General features: G+C 54.7%; 16 protein-coding genes. 13 read left to right on the top strand and 3 right to left on the bottom strand.

What is annotated here, in order from left to right; all coding sequences use genetic code 11:
- Positions 1-94: 94 nt before the first annotated feature.
- Complete coding sequence (xylB, locus tag ACR0AK_RS01625; protein ID WP_480792148.1) at positions 95-1,531, bottom strand: xylulokinase; 1,437 nt, start codon at positions 1,529-1,531, stop codon at positions 95-97.
- Between the two features lie 120 nt (positions 1,532-1,651).
- On the opposite strand from xylB, the gene ACR0AK_RS01630 reads away from it, so the two are divergent.
- The 7 genes from ACR0AK_RS01630 (at position 1,652) to ACR0AK_RS01660 (ending at position 9,187) form a co-directional block, all read left to right on the top strand.
- On the top strand, positions 1,652-2,677 hold the full coding sequence (locus ACR0AK_RS01630; RefSeq protein ID WP_480792149.1) for a LacI family DNA-binding transcriptional regulator: 1,026 nt from the start codon (positions 1,652-1,654) through the stop codon (positions 2,675-2,677).
- Between the two features lie 95 nt (positions 2,678-2,772).
- Entirely contained in the window at positions 2,773-4,074 is a 1,302-nt protein-coding gene (locus ACR0AK_RS01635) for an ABC transporter substrate-binding protein (RefSeq protein ID WP_170561344.1), read from the top strand.
- Between the two features lie 105 nt (positions 4,075-4,179).
- A complete protein-coding gene (locus tag ACR0AK_RS01640) occupies positions 4,180-5,046 on the top strand; it encodes a carbohydrate ABC transporter permease (protein WP_170435930.1) in 867 nt (288 codons plus the stop codon).
- Positions 5,047-5,058: 12 nt separating this feature from the next.
- On the top strand, positions 5,059-5,889 hold the full coding sequence (locus ACR0AK_RS01645; RefSeq protein WP_170561343.1) for a carbohydrate ABC transporter permease: 831 nt from the start codon (positions 5,059-5,061) through the stop codon (positions 5,887-5,889).
- A 12-nt stretch (positions 5,890-5,901) separates the two neighbouring features.
- On the top strand, positions 5,902-6,906 hold the full coding sequence (locus ACR0AK_RS01650) for an ABC transporter ATP-binding protein (protein ID WP_170561342.1): 1,005 nt from the start codon (positions 5,902-5,904) through the stop codon (positions 6,904-6,906).
- Complete coding sequence (locus ACR0AK_RS01655; RefSeq protein ID WP_480792150.1) at positions 6,903-7,676, top strand: L-iditol 2-dehydrogenase; 774 nt, start codon at positions 6,903-6,905, stop codon at positions 7,674-7,676. The genes ACR0AK_RS01650 and ACR0AK_RS01655 overlap by 4 nt, the downstream gene beginning before the upstream one ends.
- A complete protein-coding gene (locus ACR0AK_RS01660) occupies positions 7,676-9,187 on the top strand; it encodes a mannitol dehydrogenase family protein (protein ID WP_480792151.1) in 1,512 nt (503 codons plus the stop codon). Before ACR0AK_RS01655 ends, ACR0AK_RS01660 begins: the two co-directional genes overlap by 1 nt.
- A 386-nt stretch (positions 9,188-9,573) precedes the next feature.
- Here ACR0AK_RS01660 and ACR0AK_RS01665 read toward each other — a convergent pair whose 3' ends face one another.
- Entirely contained in the window at positions 9,574-11,169 is a 1,596-nt protein-coding gene (locus ACR0AK_RS01665) for a GMC family oxidoreductase (protein WP_480792152.1), read from the bottom strand.
- Positions 11,170-11,278: 109 nt separating this feature from the next.
- Between ACR0AK_RS01665 and ACR0AK_RS01670 the strand changes: the two genes are divergently transcribed.
- From ACR0AK_RS01670 to ACR0AK_RS01695, 6 genes are all read left to right on the top strand, one after another.
- Entirely contained in the window at positions 11,279-12,517 is a 1,239-nt protein-coding gene (locus tag ACR0AK_RS01670) for a TRAP transporter substrate-binding protein (RefSeq protein WP_480792153.1), read from the top strand.
- A gap of 66 nt (positions 12,518-12,583) precedes the next feature.
- Positions 12,584-13,249: a TRAP transporter small permease gene (locus tag ACR0AK_RS01675; protein WP_170561337.1), complete on the top strand. Its 666-nt coding sequence runs from the start codon at positions 12,584-12,586 to the stop codon at positions 13,247-13,249.
- Positions 13,249-14,607, top strand: coding sequence for a TRAP transporter large permease (locus ACR0AK_RS01680; protein WP_170561336.1), 1,359 nt, complete (start codon positions 13,249-13,251; stop codon positions 14,605-14,607). Before ACR0AK_RS01675 ends, ACR0AK_RS01680 begins: the two co-directional genes overlap by 1 nt.
- A gap of 11 nt (positions 14,608-14,618) precedes the next feature.
- Positions 14,619-15,398 carry an IclR family transcriptional regulator gene (locus ACR0AK_RS01685; RefSeq protein ID WP_480792154.1) on the top strand — a complete coding sequence of 260 codons (780 nt, stop codon included), beginning with the start codon at positions 14,619-14,621 and terminating at the stop codon, positions 15,396-15,398.
- 487 nt (positions 15,399-15,885) lie between these two features.
- Positions 15,886-16,188, top strand: coding sequence for an SH3 domain-containing protein (locus tag ACR0AK_RS01690; RefSeq protein WP_480792155.1), 303 nt, complete (start codon positions 15,886-15,888; stop codon positions 16,186-16,188).
- Positions 16,189-16,531: 343 nt separating this feature from the next.
- Positions 16,532-17,080 carry an OmpA family protein gene (locus ACR0AK_RS01695; RefSeq protein WP_480792156.1) on the top strand — a complete coding sequence of 183 codons (549 nt, stop codon included), beginning with the start codon at positions 16,532-16,534 and terminating at the stop codon, positions 17,078-17,080.
- 70 nt (positions 17,081-17,150) lie between these two features.
- Here ACR0AK_RS01695 and ACR0AK_RS01700 read toward each other — a convergent pair whose 3' ends face one another.
- Positions 17,151-18,128 carry a LysR family transcriptional regulator gene (locus ACR0AK_RS01700; protein WP_480792157.1) on the bottom strand — a complete coding sequence of 326 codons (978 nt, stop codon included), beginning with the start codon at positions 18,126-18,128 and terminating at the stop codon, positions 17,151-17,153.
- Positions 18,129-18,159 lie beyond the last annotated feature (31 nt).

An 18,159-nucleotide genomic window follows, 5' to 3' on the forward strand; every position in this document is an offset into this window, starting at 1 on the left:
GCGGTTCATCCTCGCTGTCCGTGCCTCGAACAGGCGCAAACCCGCATCCATATTCCATTGCCCGGCAGGGCATTACATTAGCGATGCCACGAGGTTATCCGACCGCACTCACCGCAGTGTAAAGCCGGCGAAACAGCGCCAATCTGCCGTGCAGCGCGTTGGGATCGACGGGTTCGAACCTATCGGTTGTTTCGGGCTGAATCGCCAGATCGGCAACATCAAAATCACCTACGCCGCAGGCCGCCAGCCGGGCCGCGCCATATGCTGGGCCAGAATCCGATCCTTCTGAGCGCACTACTGGTTTCCCTATAACCGACGCTATCAGGCCCAATAAGAGGTCGGATTGGCTGCCACCTCCAATGGCCGCCAGTTCCGGCAAATCGTCGATCGTGTCTCCGAAACTCTGCGTAGCATCGGCAAAGCAAAAAGCGATTGCCTCCACCACGGAGCGGCAGATGTCCGCGCGTGTTGTTGAATCCTCAAGACCAAAGAAACAGGCCCGAATATGTGGGTCGCCGAGGGGGCTGCGCTCGCCGGTCAAATACGGCAGGAAAACCGGCACGCGATCACCGTTAACCGTTTCCGCAAGCGCAACAACTTCAGCAGCGGATAGCCCCAGTTGACCACCTATCCATGAAATCGGCCTTGCACCGTTCAGCATCGCCGCCATTTGATACCATCGGTCGGGAAGAGTGTGCGCGAAAGCATGCACATAGCGTTCCGGATTGGGCTTGTACCTGCGATCTGCCACAAACAGCTGACCGGATGTGCCTAGGGAAATGAAACCGCGCCCCGGTTCTGTGGCACCCAATGACACCGCCCCGGTTGCCGCATCTCCTCCGCCCGCCACGACAGGAACACCTTGTTTCAACCCGGTTGCTTCAGCAGCCTGCGTTGTCACCGTCCCAACAACACTTTGGCCATCAAAAATCTTTGGCAACCAGCTAGGCGCCACTTCAGTGGCTTTGGCAATACCGTTATGCCAGCTGCGTGAAGCCTGATCGAGCCACATCGTACCTGCGGCATCTGATGTGTCGGTTGCCAGCTCTCCATGCAGACATAGGCCGATGTAGTCTTTGGGCAGCAGGATGTGGGCAAGTCGGGCATAAACTGCCGGTTCGTGTTTCTTGAGCCATGAAATCTTGGGCGCTGTAAAACCCGGTAACGGTAGGACGCCCGCGATCTGTCCGATCTGCGGCTGGGCGATGCGCAATTCATCACACTCTTGTACCGATCTGCTGTCGTTCCATAGGATTGCCGGGCGGATCGGGCGCAGATCGTGATCCAGCAACACGGCCCCATGCATTTGGCCCGACAACCCAACGGCCTTGACTTCCGAAAGCGTGATTTGCCGAGCAAGCTGGTTCAGTGCATCGCGTGTTGCCTGCCACCACAAATCCGGGTGCTGCTCTGACCAACCGGGCCGTGGCGAAGACGTCTTGATCCCTACCGAAGAAGTCGCGAAAATTCGATCGGCATCCGCACAAACAAGTTTGACGGCGGACGTTCCGATATCGATCCCGAGATACATTCAAACCCCTTGCTTGCAAAAACGTCCGGAACTTGTCTGGCTATTGATTTTTTAGCGCGCGCAAAGAATATGTAAAAGTAAGATAAGATCAAGGCGGCTAAGTTCCGCAGGCAGACTGGCATGACCAAAATAAAGAATATGGAAGAGTTCGCAGCCCTCAGCGGGATCTCGCGGCCCACGGTGTCAAAGTACTTTCACGACCCTGACAGTGTTCGCCCGACGACAAGGGCTCGCATAGAAGAGGCGTTAGAACGATTTGACTACCGCCCGAACATCTATGCTGTGAATCAGAACCGAAAGTTGACCAAGAATATCGGTATTGTCGTACCCTATTTGGCTGACCCATTCTTTGCCGAGATCGCACGGTATCTCGAGCAAAGCTGTATCGCAGCCGGTTATCGGCCTTCGTTGTTCAGTTCGCATGGCGAGCAAAAGCTGGAAAACGAAATTCTGGACGGGCTGCAATCCATGAAGCCGGCCGGAGTTTTGTTGGCTCCGTTGGGGCGTGTTTCAGATCGGTCGGCGATTGAAAAATTTTGCGCAGCTGTACCAACGGTTTTATTCGACAGTAACCTTGACGGTCTGGGCGCCGCGTTTATCGGATCAGACAATTTCAGCTTCGTGTCACAAACCGTGGAATATATGATCCGGACGGGCGAACCCCCATCTTTTTTCGAAATGCGTACGCCTGCGAACCCGAACGCGAACAAACGCCGAAAAGCCTATGTTGAAGTCATGGAGCGTCTCGGATTCGAGCCTCATATCATCAAAGTTGACGGCAAAGGATGGGCGTTTGAAGAGATCGGTCACAAGGGTGCTCTGAAAATTCTGGCGGAAAACGGACTGCGAACAGACTCGGTCCTTTGCAGTAATGACCGGCTTGCAATCGGATTTCTTGCAGCCTGCTACGAGCAGGGGATTCGGGTTGGTCGCCGGGATGATTGCGCGCTGCGTCTGGCCTCAAACGACGATCATCCATTCGCAAAGTTCACGTGCCCCTCTTTGACTACAGCCGCCCATGATTATGACAATGTGGCTGCACGCAGTGTGGAGACGCTGTTTGAACTTATTGAAAATGGGGGGAAATTTGATACCCGGACCGAAACGCTTTTCCCTGCTCGGCTTATTTTAAGAGACTCCGCATAGCTAATAAATTTTAACGCGCGTAAAGTTTTTATTGACGCCGCGACAATTTAGAAACTACTCTCCTTGCATGGCATCCAAGCTCAGGGAGGACAGGGATGTATTTGAAGAACGCACTTCGTGCGGCGACTGCGTTGACTTTCGTCGCTACGGCAGCAGCCCATGCACAATCCATCACCATCGCAACCGTGAACAACGGCGATATGATCCGGATGCAGGGCTATACCGACAAATTCACCGAGGCGACCGGCATTGACGTTGAGTGGGTGACGCTGGAGGAAAACGTGCTGCGCCAGCGCGTAACCACCGACATCACCACCAAGGGCGGTACGTTCGACATCATGACGATCGGCATGTACGAAACGCCGATCTGGGGCGCGAATGGCTGGCTGGTGCCACTGGATGGTCTGTCCGAAGAATACGACGTAGGTGACATTCTGCCCGCGATGGCAGGTGGCTTGAGCCATGACGGAACGCTATTCGCAGCGCCGTTCTATGGTGAAAGCTCGATGATCATGTACCGCACCGACCTTATGGAAAAGGCGGGCATGGAAATGCCTGAGGCCCCGTCTTGGCAATTCATTAAAGAGGCCGCCGCTGCGATGACTGACCGCGACGCCGACATCAACGGCATTTGCCTTCGCGGCAAAGCTGGTTGGGGTGAAGGCGGGGCGTTCATAACGGCGATGTCGAATTCATTCGGCGCCCGCTGGTTCGATGAAGAATGGAAGCCCCAGTTCGATCAGCCCGAGTGGGCAGATACGCTGAATTTCTATGTTGAAATGATGACCGAATCTGGTCCTGCCGGCTACGCCACCAATGGGTTCAACGAAAACCTGTCGCTGTTCCAGCAAGGCAAATGTGGAATGTGGATCGACGCCACTGTTGCAGCTTCGTTCGTCACTAACCCGGACGACTCCACGGTCGCAGATCACGTAGGGTTTGCGCTTGCACCTGACACTGGATTGGGCAAACGGTCCAACTGGCTTTGGGCGTGGGCACTGGCTATTCCTGCCGGTACACAGCAAGAAGACGCAGCCAAGCAATTCATCGAATGGGCGACTTCAAAGGACTACATTGAGCTGGTCGCAGAAAGCGAAGGATGGGCAAACGTACCTCCGGGCGCACGTACGTCTCTGTACGAGAATCCAGAATACCAAAAGGTTCCGTTCGCCAAGATGACGCTGGATTCGATCCTGTCAGCTGATCCTAACAACCCGACGGTGAAACCGGTCCCTTATGTTGGCATCCAGTTTGCAGCAATTCCGGAATTTGCAGGCATTGCCACGCAGGTAAGCCAGGAATTCTCCGCGGTCTATGCCGGACAGCAAACGGTTGAGGAAGCGTTAGAGAAAGCGCAGGCCCTCACAGCCGAAGAAATGGAAGCCGCAGGGTACTGACGCCTTCCTACCACGGGCGGGCAGTGATCTGCCCCCCGTTCACCCTTCCACAATTCGCGTTTTTCTCGCAGGCTGGCTTGTGCCTGAACAGAGAGGGTTTGCGTCATGGCAACTCAACATTCCCGATCCGTCGCGCGCCTGATGATGGCACCCGCAGTGGTCCTGCTACTTGGCTGGATGCTCGTGCCGCTGACGATGACGCTGTATTTTTCCTTCAAAAAATATCTTCCGCTACGCGGCGGTGATCTGGGCTGGGTCGGGTTCGACAACTACGTCCGATTTGTTTCGTCAAGTTCGTTCTGGCCAGCTGTTCAGGCAACCCTGATGATCGTGGGTGGCGTGTTGGTCATCACGGTAGTGTTGGGAATTCTGTTGGCGATGCTGCTGGACCAACCGATGTGGGGGCAAGGCGTTGTTCGTATCCTTGTGATCGCGCCGTTCTTTGTCATGCCTACCGTGTCAGCGCTGGTCTGGAAGAACATGTTCATGGACCCGGTCAATGGCTTGCTTGCCCATCTGTGGCGCTTTTTCGGGGCCGAGCCGATCTCGTGGCTGTCAGAGGCGTCCATGACATCGATTATCATGATCGTCTCTTGGCAGTGGCTTCCGTTCGCGACGTTGATCCTGCTAACCGCAATCCAGTCTCTGGACAGTGAACAGTTGGAGGCTGCTGAAATGGACGGCGCGCCGGTGCTGAAACGTTTCTATCACATCGTCCTGCCGCATCTGAGCCGCGCGATCACCATTGTGATCCTCATCCAGACGATCTTTCTGCTGTCGATCTTCGCCGAAATCTTCGTGACCACCGGCGGCGCATTCGGCACCCGCACACTCACCTACCTGATTTTCCAGCGCGTGTTGGAAAGCCAAAACGTCGGCCTTGGATCGGCCGGAGGTGTCTACGCCATCATCCTTGCCAATATCGTTGCGATCTTCCTGATGCGCATCGTTGGCAAAAATCTGGACGCGTGAGGAGGTAAGAATATGGCCCGCACCGTCACAACCCGCCGCAAATCACTCAATACTGTCCTGGCATGGGCCGTTGGTTTGTTGATCTTTTTCCCGATCCTCTGGACGATCCTGACCAGTTTCAAGACTGAAGCGCAGGCAATCGCCAGCCCACCTTTGTTTCTGAACTTCAATTGGACGCTTGAGAATTATGCCATCGTGCAGGAACGCTCGGACTACATGCGGTTCTTGTGGAACTCGGTCATCATCGCGGGCGGTTCGACCATTCTGGGTGTGATCATCGCAGTGCCCGCCGCTTGGGCGATGGCGTTTGTGCCATCCAAACGCACCAAGGACATCCTGCTTTGGATGCTGTCCACTAAGATGCTGCCAGCGGTTGGTGTTCTCTATCCGATCTACCTGCTGTTCATCCGTCTGGGCCTGCTGGATACGCGTGGAGGGCTGGTCGTCGTGCTGATGCTGATCAACCTGCCGATCATAGTCTGGATGCTTTACACCTATTTTCGCGAAATCCCCGGGGAAATCCTGGAAGCCGCACGTATGGATGGCGCAACGCTCAAAGAGGAAATCCTCTATGTCCTGACCCCAATGGCCATCCCTGGGATTGCTTCGACTGTGCTGCTGAACTTCATCCTGGCGTGGAACGAGGCGTTCTGGACCCTCAACTTAACCGCCGTCGACGCCGCTCCTCTCACGGCCTTCATCGCCAGCTACTCCAGCCCCGAGGGCCTGTTCTTTGCCAAGCTCAGCGCAGCCTCGACCATGGCAATCGCACCAATCCTGATCCTTGGCTGGTTCAGCCAGAAACAACTTGTCCGCGGCCTGACCTTCGGCGCTGTGAAATAAGGAACACGACACATGGGACGTATACAACTCAAGTCCGTGACCAAAAGCTTCGGCGACGTTGAGGTCATTCCCCCGCTGGACCTGACCATCGAGGATGGTGAGTTCACCGTTTTCGTCGGCCCCTCGGGTTGCGGTAAATCCACCCTTCTGCGTCTGATTGCGGGGTTGGAAGACATCACCTCGGGCCACATAGAAATTGACGGAACGGACGCGACCGACGTGCCACCCGCCAAACGTGGGTTGGCGATGGTATTCCAGTCATACGCGCTGTACCCGCACATGACCGTACGCAAGAACATCGCTTTTCCTCTGCGTATGGCGAAACTGGATCAGGCCGAGATCGACAAGCGTGTCGAAGGGGCGGCAAGTGTGCTAAACCTGACCGACTACCTGGATCGACGTCCGGGTCAGTTGTCCGGCGGGCAGCGTCAGCGAGTTGCCATTGGCCGGGCGATCGTCCGCGAACCCGCTGCATTCCTTTTTGATGAACCTCTTTCGAATCTGGATGCGGCGTTGCGCGTTGGCATGCGGCTGGAAATCAGCGAATTACACGAACGTTTGGCGACCACGATGATTTATGTCACCCACGATCAGGTCGAAGCCATGACCATGGCAGACAAGATCGTGGTGCTTCAGGCAGGCGTAATCGAGCAGGTCGGCAGTCCGCTGGAGCTGTACCGAACGCCCCGCAACTTGTTTGTCGCGGGGTTCATCGGCTCACCCAAGATGAACTTCATCGAAGGACCCGAGGCCGCGAAACACGGTGCCCAAACCATCGGAATCCGACCTGAACACATTGCGGTTTCGGAAACCGAAGGTGAGTGGTCCGGGGTTGTCAGTGTCTCGGAACACCTCGGCTCGGACACCTTTTTCCATGTTCATGAAACGGGTCTGGCTGAAACAATCACCGTTCGTGCAGACGGCGAGGTTGGCTTCCGCCACGGTGACCGAATCCATCTGACACCACGCCAGGATGTCATCCATCGGTTTGACGCGAAAGGCTTGAGGATCGAATGACACGCCTGGCAGGCAAAACCGCCCTGATCACCGGGGCCGCGAGAGGCATCGGACTGGCTTTTGCGAAAGCTTACGTGGCAGAGGGTGCGCGTGTCGCCATCGCCGACATCGACATCCAACGCGCACAGGATGCAGCGGCCGAGATTGGCGAGGCAGCACTCGCCGTCAAGATGGATGTCACCAACCAGCAGAGTATAGATGATGCCGTCGCGAAAACAGCTGCGCGTCTCGGCCCCATCGACATTCTGATCAACAACGCTGCCATCTTCACTGCAGCACCAATTGTTGAGATCGAGCGCGCGGACTTCAACCGAGTATTTGACATCAACGTTGCCGGCGCACTGTTCACGATGCAAGCCGTAGCGAGCCACATGATTGAAAACGGAATCAAGGGCCGGATCATAAACATGGCGTCGCAGGCCGGGCGCAGGGGCGAACCTCTGGTCGCCGTGTACTGTGCCAGCAAGGCCGCAATCATATCCCTGACGCAATCGGCGGGGCTGAATTTGATCTCATACGGGATCAACGTGAACGCAATTGCTCCGGGCGTTGTTGACGGCGAGCACTGGGATGGGGTTGATGCGTTCTTTGCAAAGCATGAAGGCAAACCGCTGGGCCAGAAGAAACGCGAAGTGGCTGCAGCCGTGCCCTACGGCCGGATGGGCAGCGCCGAAGATTTGACCGGAATGGCAGTATTCCTCGCTTCTGACGATGCCAAATACATCGTCGCACAAACTTACAATGTCGACGGCGGAAACTGGATGAGCTGATGGACCCTGTGGCGAATGCAAAACTTCCGATGCGGTTGACTGAAGATAGCCTTTCAGAGCTGCCAGAGACCGTGAAGATCCCGGTGTATGATCGATCGAAACTGACGCCGGGCATAGTTCATATTGGCTTGGGCAATTTTCATCGCGCACATCAGGCCTGGTATCTTCATCAACTGATGCAGCGGGGTCAGGCCAATGACTGGGCGATCATCGGGGCCGGTGTACGAAGCTATGACGCTGACATGCGAGAACGTTTGCTGGCGCAGGATTGCCTTACAACGCTGATTGAGCTGGACCCAAAAGGAATGTCCGCCAAGGTGATTGGTCCGATGATTGATTATCTGCCGATCGAGGAAGACAATTCTGCTCTTATCAAGGCGATGGCCGATCCTGCTATTCGCATTGTGTCTCTGACTGTAACTGAAGGTGGATACTATCTTGATGCCAACACCGGCGCATTCAACGCGGATCACGTGGATATTCGGCACGATGCCGAAAACCCGAACTGGCCGCGCACAGCTTTCGGTGCATTGGTGGCGGCATTAAAACAACGGCGCCAGAATGGTTTGAAACCCTTTACCGCGCTAAGCTGCGATAATCTTCAGGGTAACGGTGCAATTCTGAAAACCTGCATTGTTGGACTGGCGCACTTGTCCGATCCGGAGCTGGCGGACTGGATTGATCAAAACGGCGCATTCCCGAACTCGATGGTGGATTGCATTGTGCCCGCAACGACCGAGCAGGTCATATCGCAATGCCGAGAACTTGGTATCGATGATCGCGCGCCGGTCTCGCACGAAAATTTCCGCCAATGGGTGATCGAGGATGACTTCTGCGCAGGCCGGCCGCCACTCGAAAAGGTCGGGGCTACGCTAACGCACGATGTTCACAGTTATGAAGCGATGAAACTGCGCATTTTGAATGGAGGCCACCAACTTCTGGCAAATGCCGGGGAAATTCTGAACGTGCCAACAATCGCAGACTGCATGCAAGACCCGGACATCGTGGCGTTCTTCAGAAAAGTTCAGACAGAAGAAATTTTGCCTCATGTCGAAGCTGTCCCCGGCACCACGGCATCTGAATATCTTGAAATGGTTGAGAGGCGCTTTGCGAACACCACTATCCGCGACACAACACGACGCGTAGCCTTTGACGGATCTTCACGACATCCGGGTTTCTTGCTGCCGTCGCTGCGCGATGCGCTTGCATCGGGATCTTCGCTGACTGGGTTGGCTCTGGCCGAGGCGTTCTGGTGCCGGATGTGCGCAGGCGTTCGTGAAGACGGCTCAGAAATTGCTCCAAACGACCCCCATTGGGCGAACTTGCAAAAAACCGCTCTGGCTTCCAGGGGCGACCCAAGTTTGTGGATCGAACAAAGCCAGTATTTTGGTGACACATGTCGCGATCCGCGGTTCGCAAAAGCGTTTACTGCCTGGTTGAGCGCGATTTGGCAACGTGGGTGCCGGGTAGCGATAGCCGACTATCTCGCCCTGGAGCCAAAACCATTCTAGTGTCGCTGAGCCAAGCTCAATAGAATGCAGAAAAAACTTAGGTTTTGCCAGCGCCAAAACTAGCGAATCCCACCAAAAGTCTTGAAATTCGCAAGCAATGCAATTTGTGCAAAAGCGCCTTTCCACGTCCTATGAATTCGTGGTTCCAGATACGTAAAATAGTGCGTGGGCGGCTGGCATTTGCGCCGTGCGGTAGCGCCGAGATTAATACGGGACCGACGGTTTTTCGTGCGCGCCTGCGCGCACCGAAAAGCTCTGGGCCTCCCGGAATTCCCATTGATGGTCTCTTGCGGGTTGCATCTGTTTGGGCGGTGACTGGCATCGGACCTCAGAGGTCCGCTTAGGTTTGCGTAAGCCGGTTCAGAAACTGAAAAAAACGCTGCAAATTACTTCGTTGCGCCAAGTAACTCACTTGCTTTTTCGCCTATCATGATCGCCGGAGCATTGGTGTTGCCGCTGACGATTTCCGGCATGATTGAACAATCGGCGACACGAAGACCCTCGATACCCCGGACCTTTAAGTTTGGATCGACAACAGAGCTTTCCGACGTGCCCATCGCGCAGGTTCCTGTCGGGTGATAGATTGACACGGAATTTGAGCGCGCCCAGTCCAGAGTGCCATTGTAGTCATCGCGAGATAGATCGGCGGTTGGCCGGAACTCTTCCGAGATCTTTGACGCCAAAGGATTATGCCGGGCAATGTCGCGCGCGATGTTCACGCCGTCTACAATCGTTCGGCAATCTGTTTCAGTGGACAGGTAGTTGGGAATGATTTTGACGTAACTGGCGGGATCAGGGCCGTCCAGACGCAGCTCACCTCGGCTTTCCGGCCGCAGCTGACAGACTGACATTGTGAAGGCAGAAAACGGGTGTACGCCCTCACCGGGACTATCGGCAGACCAAGGCTGAACGTGAAATTGAATGTCAGGTGTTTGAACCTCGGGTCGGGTTTTTAGAAACCCGGTGGCCAGGCTGGCCGCCATGGTCATCGGCCCTGCACGAAACAGTGCATATTTCAGCGCGATTCGCGCCTGATTGAAGAGGCTGCGCACTTCGTCATTCAATGTCGGTTCGTTGCACTTGAAGACAAGGCGTGCCTGCAAGTGATCTTGAAGCCCTTTGCCGACGCCGGGCAATGAGTGAACGGGTTCAACCCCGTTGGCCTTCAGATGATCCGGGTCTCCGATCCCTGACAACATCATAATCTGAGGTGAGTTGATGGCGCCTCCGGACAAGATGATCTCGCGCCGCACCTTTATGGACTTAACCTCACCGGAACGGTCGCGATAAAGAAGTCCGGTTGCCTTTTTGCCGTCAAGTTCAACCTTGGTCACCAACGCATGGGTGATGATGTTCAGGTTCGGCCTGTTTTTGACTGGCTTTAGATAAGCAACGGCGGCGCTGCAGCGACGCCCGTTCCGAGTGGTTAACTGGAAATAGCCGACGCCTTCCTGATCGGCCCCATTGTAATCCGGATTAAACGGGTAACCCGCCTCTTGGGCGGCGGCGACCCAGGCATCGCAGATTGGTCGTTGAATGCGCATGTTGGATACTGACAGCGGGCCGCCTGTACCGTGAAACGCGTCCTCGCCGCGCTCCTGATCCTCGCTCCGCTTAAAAAGGGGTAAGACGTCGTCCCATCCCCAGCCAACGTTGCCCATCTGACGCCAGCGGTCGTAGTCCTCTTTCTGACCTCGAACATACAGAAGCCCGTTCAGCGAGGATGATCCCCCAAGAACCTTTCCGCGCGGCCAGTCAATCGAGCGCCCGTTCAAACCTGGATCTGGTTCTGTGCGGTAACACCAATCCAACGACGGGTTGTGCATAGTTTTGAAGTATCCAACCGGTATGTGAATCCACGGGTTGGTATCGGGTCCGCCAGCTTCCAACAATGCAACGGTCGTGCCTGGGTCAGCGCTCAGGCGGTTGGCAATGACACAGCCCGAAGATCCTGCCCCGACAACTGCATAATCCACCTCCATGACGGTCTCCTCCCAAGGTCACTGAAAAAAAGTCTATGCAAATTGCCGGAACTATACTAGCATTTTTTGATACAAAACGTCTCAATAATTGCGATCAGGGAGGTAAGCAATGGAGATCGGTAAGAAACTAAGTGGCATTTCACGGCGGGATTTTTTCCGTGTAGCCGGGCGTTATGGCATGAGTTCAACGCTGCTGGCGGCAGGTGGATTTGGCGGTGCGATGAGTTTAGCCAATTTGGCCCAAGCGGCTGAATCAACTTATGAAAAACGGTTTTCGAAAGAACCCAAACATACGCTGAAATTCGGTGCTTCGGGTTTCAACACGCGCAACCTGCTGATCGAACGGGCAGGGGCCATCGAGTTCGCGAGAGATCTGGAAGAACGTACAGATGGTGAGATTCGGATCGAGTTCATCGGCGATAACCAGATCTGCGGACAGTTAAGTTGCGTCGAGAAGACTCAGCAGGGGATCGTCGACATCTATGCGGCGTCGACACAGAACTCTGCGGGCGGCGCGCCTTATCTGAACGTGCTGGATTATGCCTATATGTTCCCCAGCCGGGCGGCGCAGTATCATTTCTTCTATAGCCCAGACAGCCAGCGCATCCTGCGTGACCCGCTTGAAAAACGTCACGGGTTGAAGTTCCTGTTCACACACTGCGAACTACGCGGCTTGCAGATGGGCTCGACTTTCGCTGACAAGCCGACAGTCACCAAGCTGGAAGAACTGTTCGGGACAAAGAACCGTGTGACGGGGACGCAGCTTGGCCGGATCGCCATGCAACTGCTGAACCTGAATCCCGTGCCGGTGGCATGGGAAGAAACACTGGACGCACTGAAGACCGGCCTGATCGACGGAGCGGAAACCTGGGCATCAGCCGTTGCCTACGCAAACATGGCTCCGGTCGTCTCGCAATCCGTCAATCTCAAATTCTTCTGCGGCACAGAACATACGTCAATGTCCGCCAAAGTGTTTGACGGTCTTGGCGGTGAACTTCAGGACGCAGTAATGGAATCGTCTTATTTCACGCAGGCCCTTATTCAGGGTGCAAACGAAGCTGCATTGCTGAACACGGTTGGTTTCTCGGAACCACAGCTGCCCAACACCATCTTTGCGGAAAACGGTGTACGTGCAGCATTCCTGCCGGACGATCAGATCAAATTGGCCGAGGAAATGTGTGCGCCGAACTTTAATCCTGAACCCTGGGCGCAGTGGCGCGAGCGGCTGAACAAATGGGCCGGTGGCATCGACACCTATCAGGAAATCTACGACATCGCGCGGCAGATCCCGGCAGACACACTGCCCGAAAACGTTGAGCCCCGCCGTTGGTGGAAAGGCGCGGCCTGATCTAACATTTCGAACCGGCCCCTCGCGGGCCGGTTTCTCTAAGCACTGACTGGGAGGACGGGGTTCATGTCACTATGGGCAGATATCGGGGCAATATTCAGCGCCTTGCTCACACGCGATTCATTCGAAATCCAATCCGCATTGGAATCTGACGCCGCCTGGGTTGTCGGCACTGTTGCCGCCGCGCTCGGCGGTTTTCTTGTAATGCTGATCTATCGCAAAGTGCCCTTTGTTGAACGCCACTTCGAACGGTCGATCATGGTCTATTCCTACCTTGCCATTGCGCTGATCATCTTTTGGGGTGTGATTGACCGCTTTGTCTTTAACGACCAGGAACCCTGGTCCACCACCATTCCTCCGCTTCTGTTCATGATAATGGCCTGGTTTGGTGCGTCCTATAATGTCCGCCTGCGCACGCATCTAAGTTTCAGCGAGTTTCGCACCGCGATGCCACGCGGCGGTCAACTGGCCTGTCTGTTTCTGGATGCCATTTTGTGGTTCGTCTTTGCAGTAATCGTCATTGTGACCACAACACGCCTCGTTGCGCTGTCAGCCTCGAACTTTCAGATCGTCCTTGGGACAGACAACATCATGCAATGGTGGTTTCTGTTGGCCGCGCCAGTGTCTTTCTTTCTGATGGTTGGCCGTGTGTTTCAAAACCTTGCTGACGACTTGCACAACTGGAAAACCGGAGAGCCGCTGATCAAGCAGGCCGTGATAGGGGCAGACTGATGACAGACGGAACTTTAGTTACACTTATTTCGCTGGGCGTGACGTTTCTGTTCATGTTGGGCGTGCCGGTGCTGTTGGTCATCGGATACTGGGTCATCGGATGCTCATTCGTTTTGGGCTTGACGCTCGACAACATGGGCGCGGAATTGCTGAACGTATTCAACAAGGGTTTTGCTCTACTGGCGATGCCGCTGTTCATCCTGACAGGTGACCTGATTAACAAGTCGGGCATCGCGCGAAGACTGAGTGATTTCGCATATTCCTGTCTGGGCTGGATACGTGGCGGTCTGGCGATGGCATCGCTTGGCGCGTGCGGTCTGTTTGCTGCGATTTCAGGATCAAACTCGGCCACCACCGCAACGATCGGTTCGATGCTGCATCCTGAAATGGTCAAAGGCGGCTATGACGAACGCTTCAGCGCGGCCACCGCGGCGGCGGGTGGTACGGTCGGGATCATCATCCCCCCATCAATCATCTTCATCGTCTACGGGTTCCTGATGAACCTTCCCATTTCCGAGCTGTTTGTCGCCGGTATCCTGCCAGGCGCGCTGATGGTCTTTGGCATGCAGTTTGCATGCTGGATCATTTGCCGGATCAACGGCTGGGGCCACCTGATCCCGCTGCAACTGAACCGGATCCTAAAAACCGCCTTTGGTGCCTGGCTTGGGTTCTTTGCCATCGGGCTTGTGCTTTGGGGCATTTATACTGGCAAATTCTCCCCCACCGAGGCTGCGGGCGTCACAGTTGGCTTCTGTGTGATCGCCGGATTGGTCAGTTATCCGATCAACCGAATAATGGGTGCGCGCGACGATGTTTCACCCACCGAAAAGAGCTTTGCTGAAATGTTCGTCGTAGAAGGATTTACGATCCCTGAGATACCCTCGATCGTGATCCGTTCGGCCCAGATCACCGGCATTCTGGCCCCTCTGATTGCGATCTCGGTTGTTATGCAACAGATCTTGTCTTTGCTTGGCGCACAACAAACGATCGGAGATTTCGTGACCTCGATGGGTGGGTATTACGCGGTTCTGTTCACATCGATGGTCATTGTCTTTTTCTCAGGCATGGTTCTGGAAAGCTTGCCGGTGACGATCATTCTTGCGCCGATCCTCGCACCGATTGCTGCGTCCGTAGGGGTCGACCCGATCCATTTTTCGGTGATTTTCCTTGTGGGTGCCTCGATTGGGTTCATCACGCCGCCATATGGTCTGAACCTCTATGTTGCGTCAGGTGTGACAGGTGTGCCGTACTTCCGGCTGCTGCGCTACACCGTTCCGTACCTTGTGGCTCTGCTCTCTGTATGGATTTTGGTTTCTCTGGTGCCTGATCTGGCCTTGATACTTCTGCCAAACAACTAGAGTTTAGCGGAATGGCAAACGCAGATACACGAGAGAAAGAAACCCAAATCCCGACGAACCTGCGTTTGCTATTTCTCCTTGAAGAGGTTGCAAGGCGTGGTGTCGCAGTCAAACCGTCAGACCTGATAGAATCATTGGGTCTGGCAAAACCAACGGTCCATCGGTTGCTTCAAACGGCCGAGGCCGAAGGGTTCCTTCAACGAGACCTCGATGGCCGATCGTATGGACCCGGACCACGGTTGCGAGAGCTTTCAGTAAACACGGTGTCATCAGAGCACCTTCGAACGGCTCGTCTCGCAATCCTCCGGGGGGTCGCCGACGAAATTGGCGAAACCTGCAACCTCGCCATTCCGGACCGGGAAGGAATGATTTACCTGGACCGGGTGGAAACGGAATGGCCCCTGAGGATTCAATTGCCGATTGGCACTCAGGTTCCGTTTCATTGCACTGCCAGCGGAAAGATGTACCTATCCACGCTTCGCCAAAACACGCTGGATGGGTTTCTTTCCGCCCGTAAGCTGAACCCGAACACCCAAAAAACAATAACTGACCCAGAAGCATTGCGCGCCGAAATCTTGGGTATCGCCCAAAAAGGATACTCAACGGACGACGAGGAATTCATGCCCGGGATGACCGCGATAGCTGTCCCTGTCCTGGATATGCACAATCGTCTTGTGGCAACACTGTCTGTTCACGCGCCAACCCAGCGCCACGAAATGCGGAGTTTGGAGCAATTCCTAGCGCTATTGCAGTTTGGGGCAACCAAACTATCGGGATTGCTTTCGTCATAGCAAAGCGTCGGGAAGTTGTCTGTCTGTCGATCCCAAGCCAAACTGAATGTTTGCAGTCTCATAGCCCAGCATCAAGACAATCCCTGAAACCGTCTCTATCGAAAGCGGTTCTTTGGTCCAGCCAATCCGCACATAGCTGACAATCTGGCGAAACTGCAAACCTTCACCCTCAAGTTTGCATTGAAACGCACGGATCCCAATATCCAACGAGCGGGCTATCGCATCAATGGATGCGTCGTTTCGATGGAATTGATGTCTGACAAGTGCGGAAACCCGCCGCCAATGGTTCGGGTCGGGTATATTTGTCTCTCGGGCACGGATGTGTTCGGATAGTTCAGCACTCTGATTTTTGTGAATGAAACTTCTTAAACATTGCATTTGAGGACAAGAAAGTCCGGCAGTCGTTCTTCAAGGCGGCGAAAGGGCGGTTCCTCTTTACGAGTTGAAACGCTACGATTGCCAGCGAGGCAACAAGCAGGATATCGCAATGCGTAGCGCAAAAATATTACCCCTGGCGGCACTCTTAATGGCCGCAATTGTAAACACGGAATCTGCAGCCGCTGCCTCGCTTGGACAGTATGAAGTTTTTGGCGTTGAAGATGGTGACATGCTGAAAATGCGTGCCGGGCCGGGAACAGGTTTTAACGTGATTGTTGGTCTTCCAAATGGAACCGCCTTACGCGTTCACACTTGCGAGCAGACCGGTGGAACCCGTTGGTGTCGCGTTTCCTTGAAACGTGCGCGTGGGCTAAAGGGATACGTCTCTTGGGCATATTTGCGAAAGAAATGATACAACGGTGGTTGGCGTCGTCGCTATTTCAACGCTTGTTAAATGCAGATGGGAAACGCTACTTCGTTTGTGTTTCCGCCATTTTGGCGAAGTTTTCGCATTCTGGCGAGCGAGCGAGGAAGAGCGTTGACCGAAGGGCAGGTGGCTCCCGCCTGACTGCGTAACAGTGTACGAAACTGCCCGTGGCAATTCAGTTATTTCCGGACCGTTCTGTCGGCAGGAAACCGAGGGCTCTGGCCATTTTGTGTGCGTGTTATGTCCACATCTTCATGCGGATTGTCGGCTTCGATTGGGTTGCCAATACCCCGGCAGTTTACAAGTCAAATTGACGAGATGGCTATCTGTGTCACTTTTTGAAAGCCGGTGCCTGAAAGCCACCGACAGTTACAAACCGACTGTAGTGGTCGGCTATACGGACGCTGTTGGATCCTCGGGCTATAATCAGGATCTGGGACAAAGGCGTGCGAGTACGGTCGCACGAGCCCTTGTCGAAGTTGGAGTTTCCGTCGATCAGATTGGAGATATCTCGAGCCGCGGCAAGGCTGACCTTCTGATAGCCGTCACGACAGCAGAGCGTCGAAATCGCCGCGTTACAGTCGGTCTGGCAGACATACTGGCGGCCTGTCGCAGTTATCGGGACGTTGCGCTGTCAGAAAGCGCCGTTGGGGACGAACTGCAGACTGATCTGACGGCTCGTTTGCAAGTCGCCGTTGCGCAATATGACCAACTGACAAATTCCGGTCGAAACGGTCCCGCATTTCAGATGGCGGGTGCCGCGCGCGAAGATTGCGGCAAAGCCATTGGTCTTGATGCAGGATCTATCCGAAAGATCGAATATGCCAAACGGTGTTTCTGTAGTTCGGCGCGGTTGGACGCGGCTTTGGCGCAGTAGTTTGGTTTTTCAAAGAAGAACTGCGCGCCCGCGTCCACCAGACGTTTGCAGGAACGGGATTTGCTCTGGTTCACCGAAAGATGTCTTCCAGCCAAGCTTCAAAACGCTGTTTGGCAGCCGCATCTGCTTTTGAGTTCTGCCCCGTAACCAAATAGTGGCTTTGTTCTATCGGTACAGCTTCACCAACAATGGCGACCTTTCTTCCGGTCTCAATGGCGGTCTTGGCAAACTTCTCGATAACGATCGCATTGCCGCCACCTGCGGCAACGATGTCCACAGCCGCAATCGTCGTGTCGACCACAAAAGTTGATGCGTATTGGGTTTGCTGAACCCCGACTGCGGAAAAATAACGTTCCCACATTTGCTGGAATCCCAGAATGTGAATTAGTGGCCGCTGCTGCAGAGTTTTGGTGGAAGGACGTTTATCCCCAGATACCTTTGGGGCAATCGGGACGATACTTTCATCGGATAACTTCCGAACAGGGAAGTCATTCCATTCGCCGCTGCCTACCCGCAATTCGACATCGACATTTTCGCGACCTGCGGATTCAGCCCAAATGTTCGAGACCAGCTTTATGGTAATATCGGGATGCACACGTAAGAACTCGGGCAGCCTGTGAGCAAGAAACAAGGTCGCCGTAGATATTGGCGCGCGCACGACCAGTTCGTTCGTCTGGTTTGATCCGAACAGACTGATCGTTGACAGATCGATATCTCTCAGGGCTTGCCGCACAGAAAAAGCATAAGCCTGTCCAACTTCGGTCAGGCTAAGGTTGCGTGCGGCGCGATAGAACAAGGGGCAGCCAAGTTGCGCTTCCAATGAGCGGACATGAAGGCTGAGCGCCGATTGAGTGATACCCAACTCGGCCGCGGCCGTCGTAAAGCTGAGATGTCGCGCGGCGCATTCAAATGATCGAAGCCAAATAGGGTTAGGAGATTGCGGCATTCTTAGCACCGAAAATTTTCGCTGATACGTTTCACTTTTATTCGTTTTACACACTGCCATCAACGTCTGTAGCTTTTTCAATGAAACTTCATTGCCGATCATCAGGCGGGAAATGAAACAGGGAGATGTGCGC

It is taken from the genome of Ruegeria sp. BI12 (genome assembly GCF_056537985.1).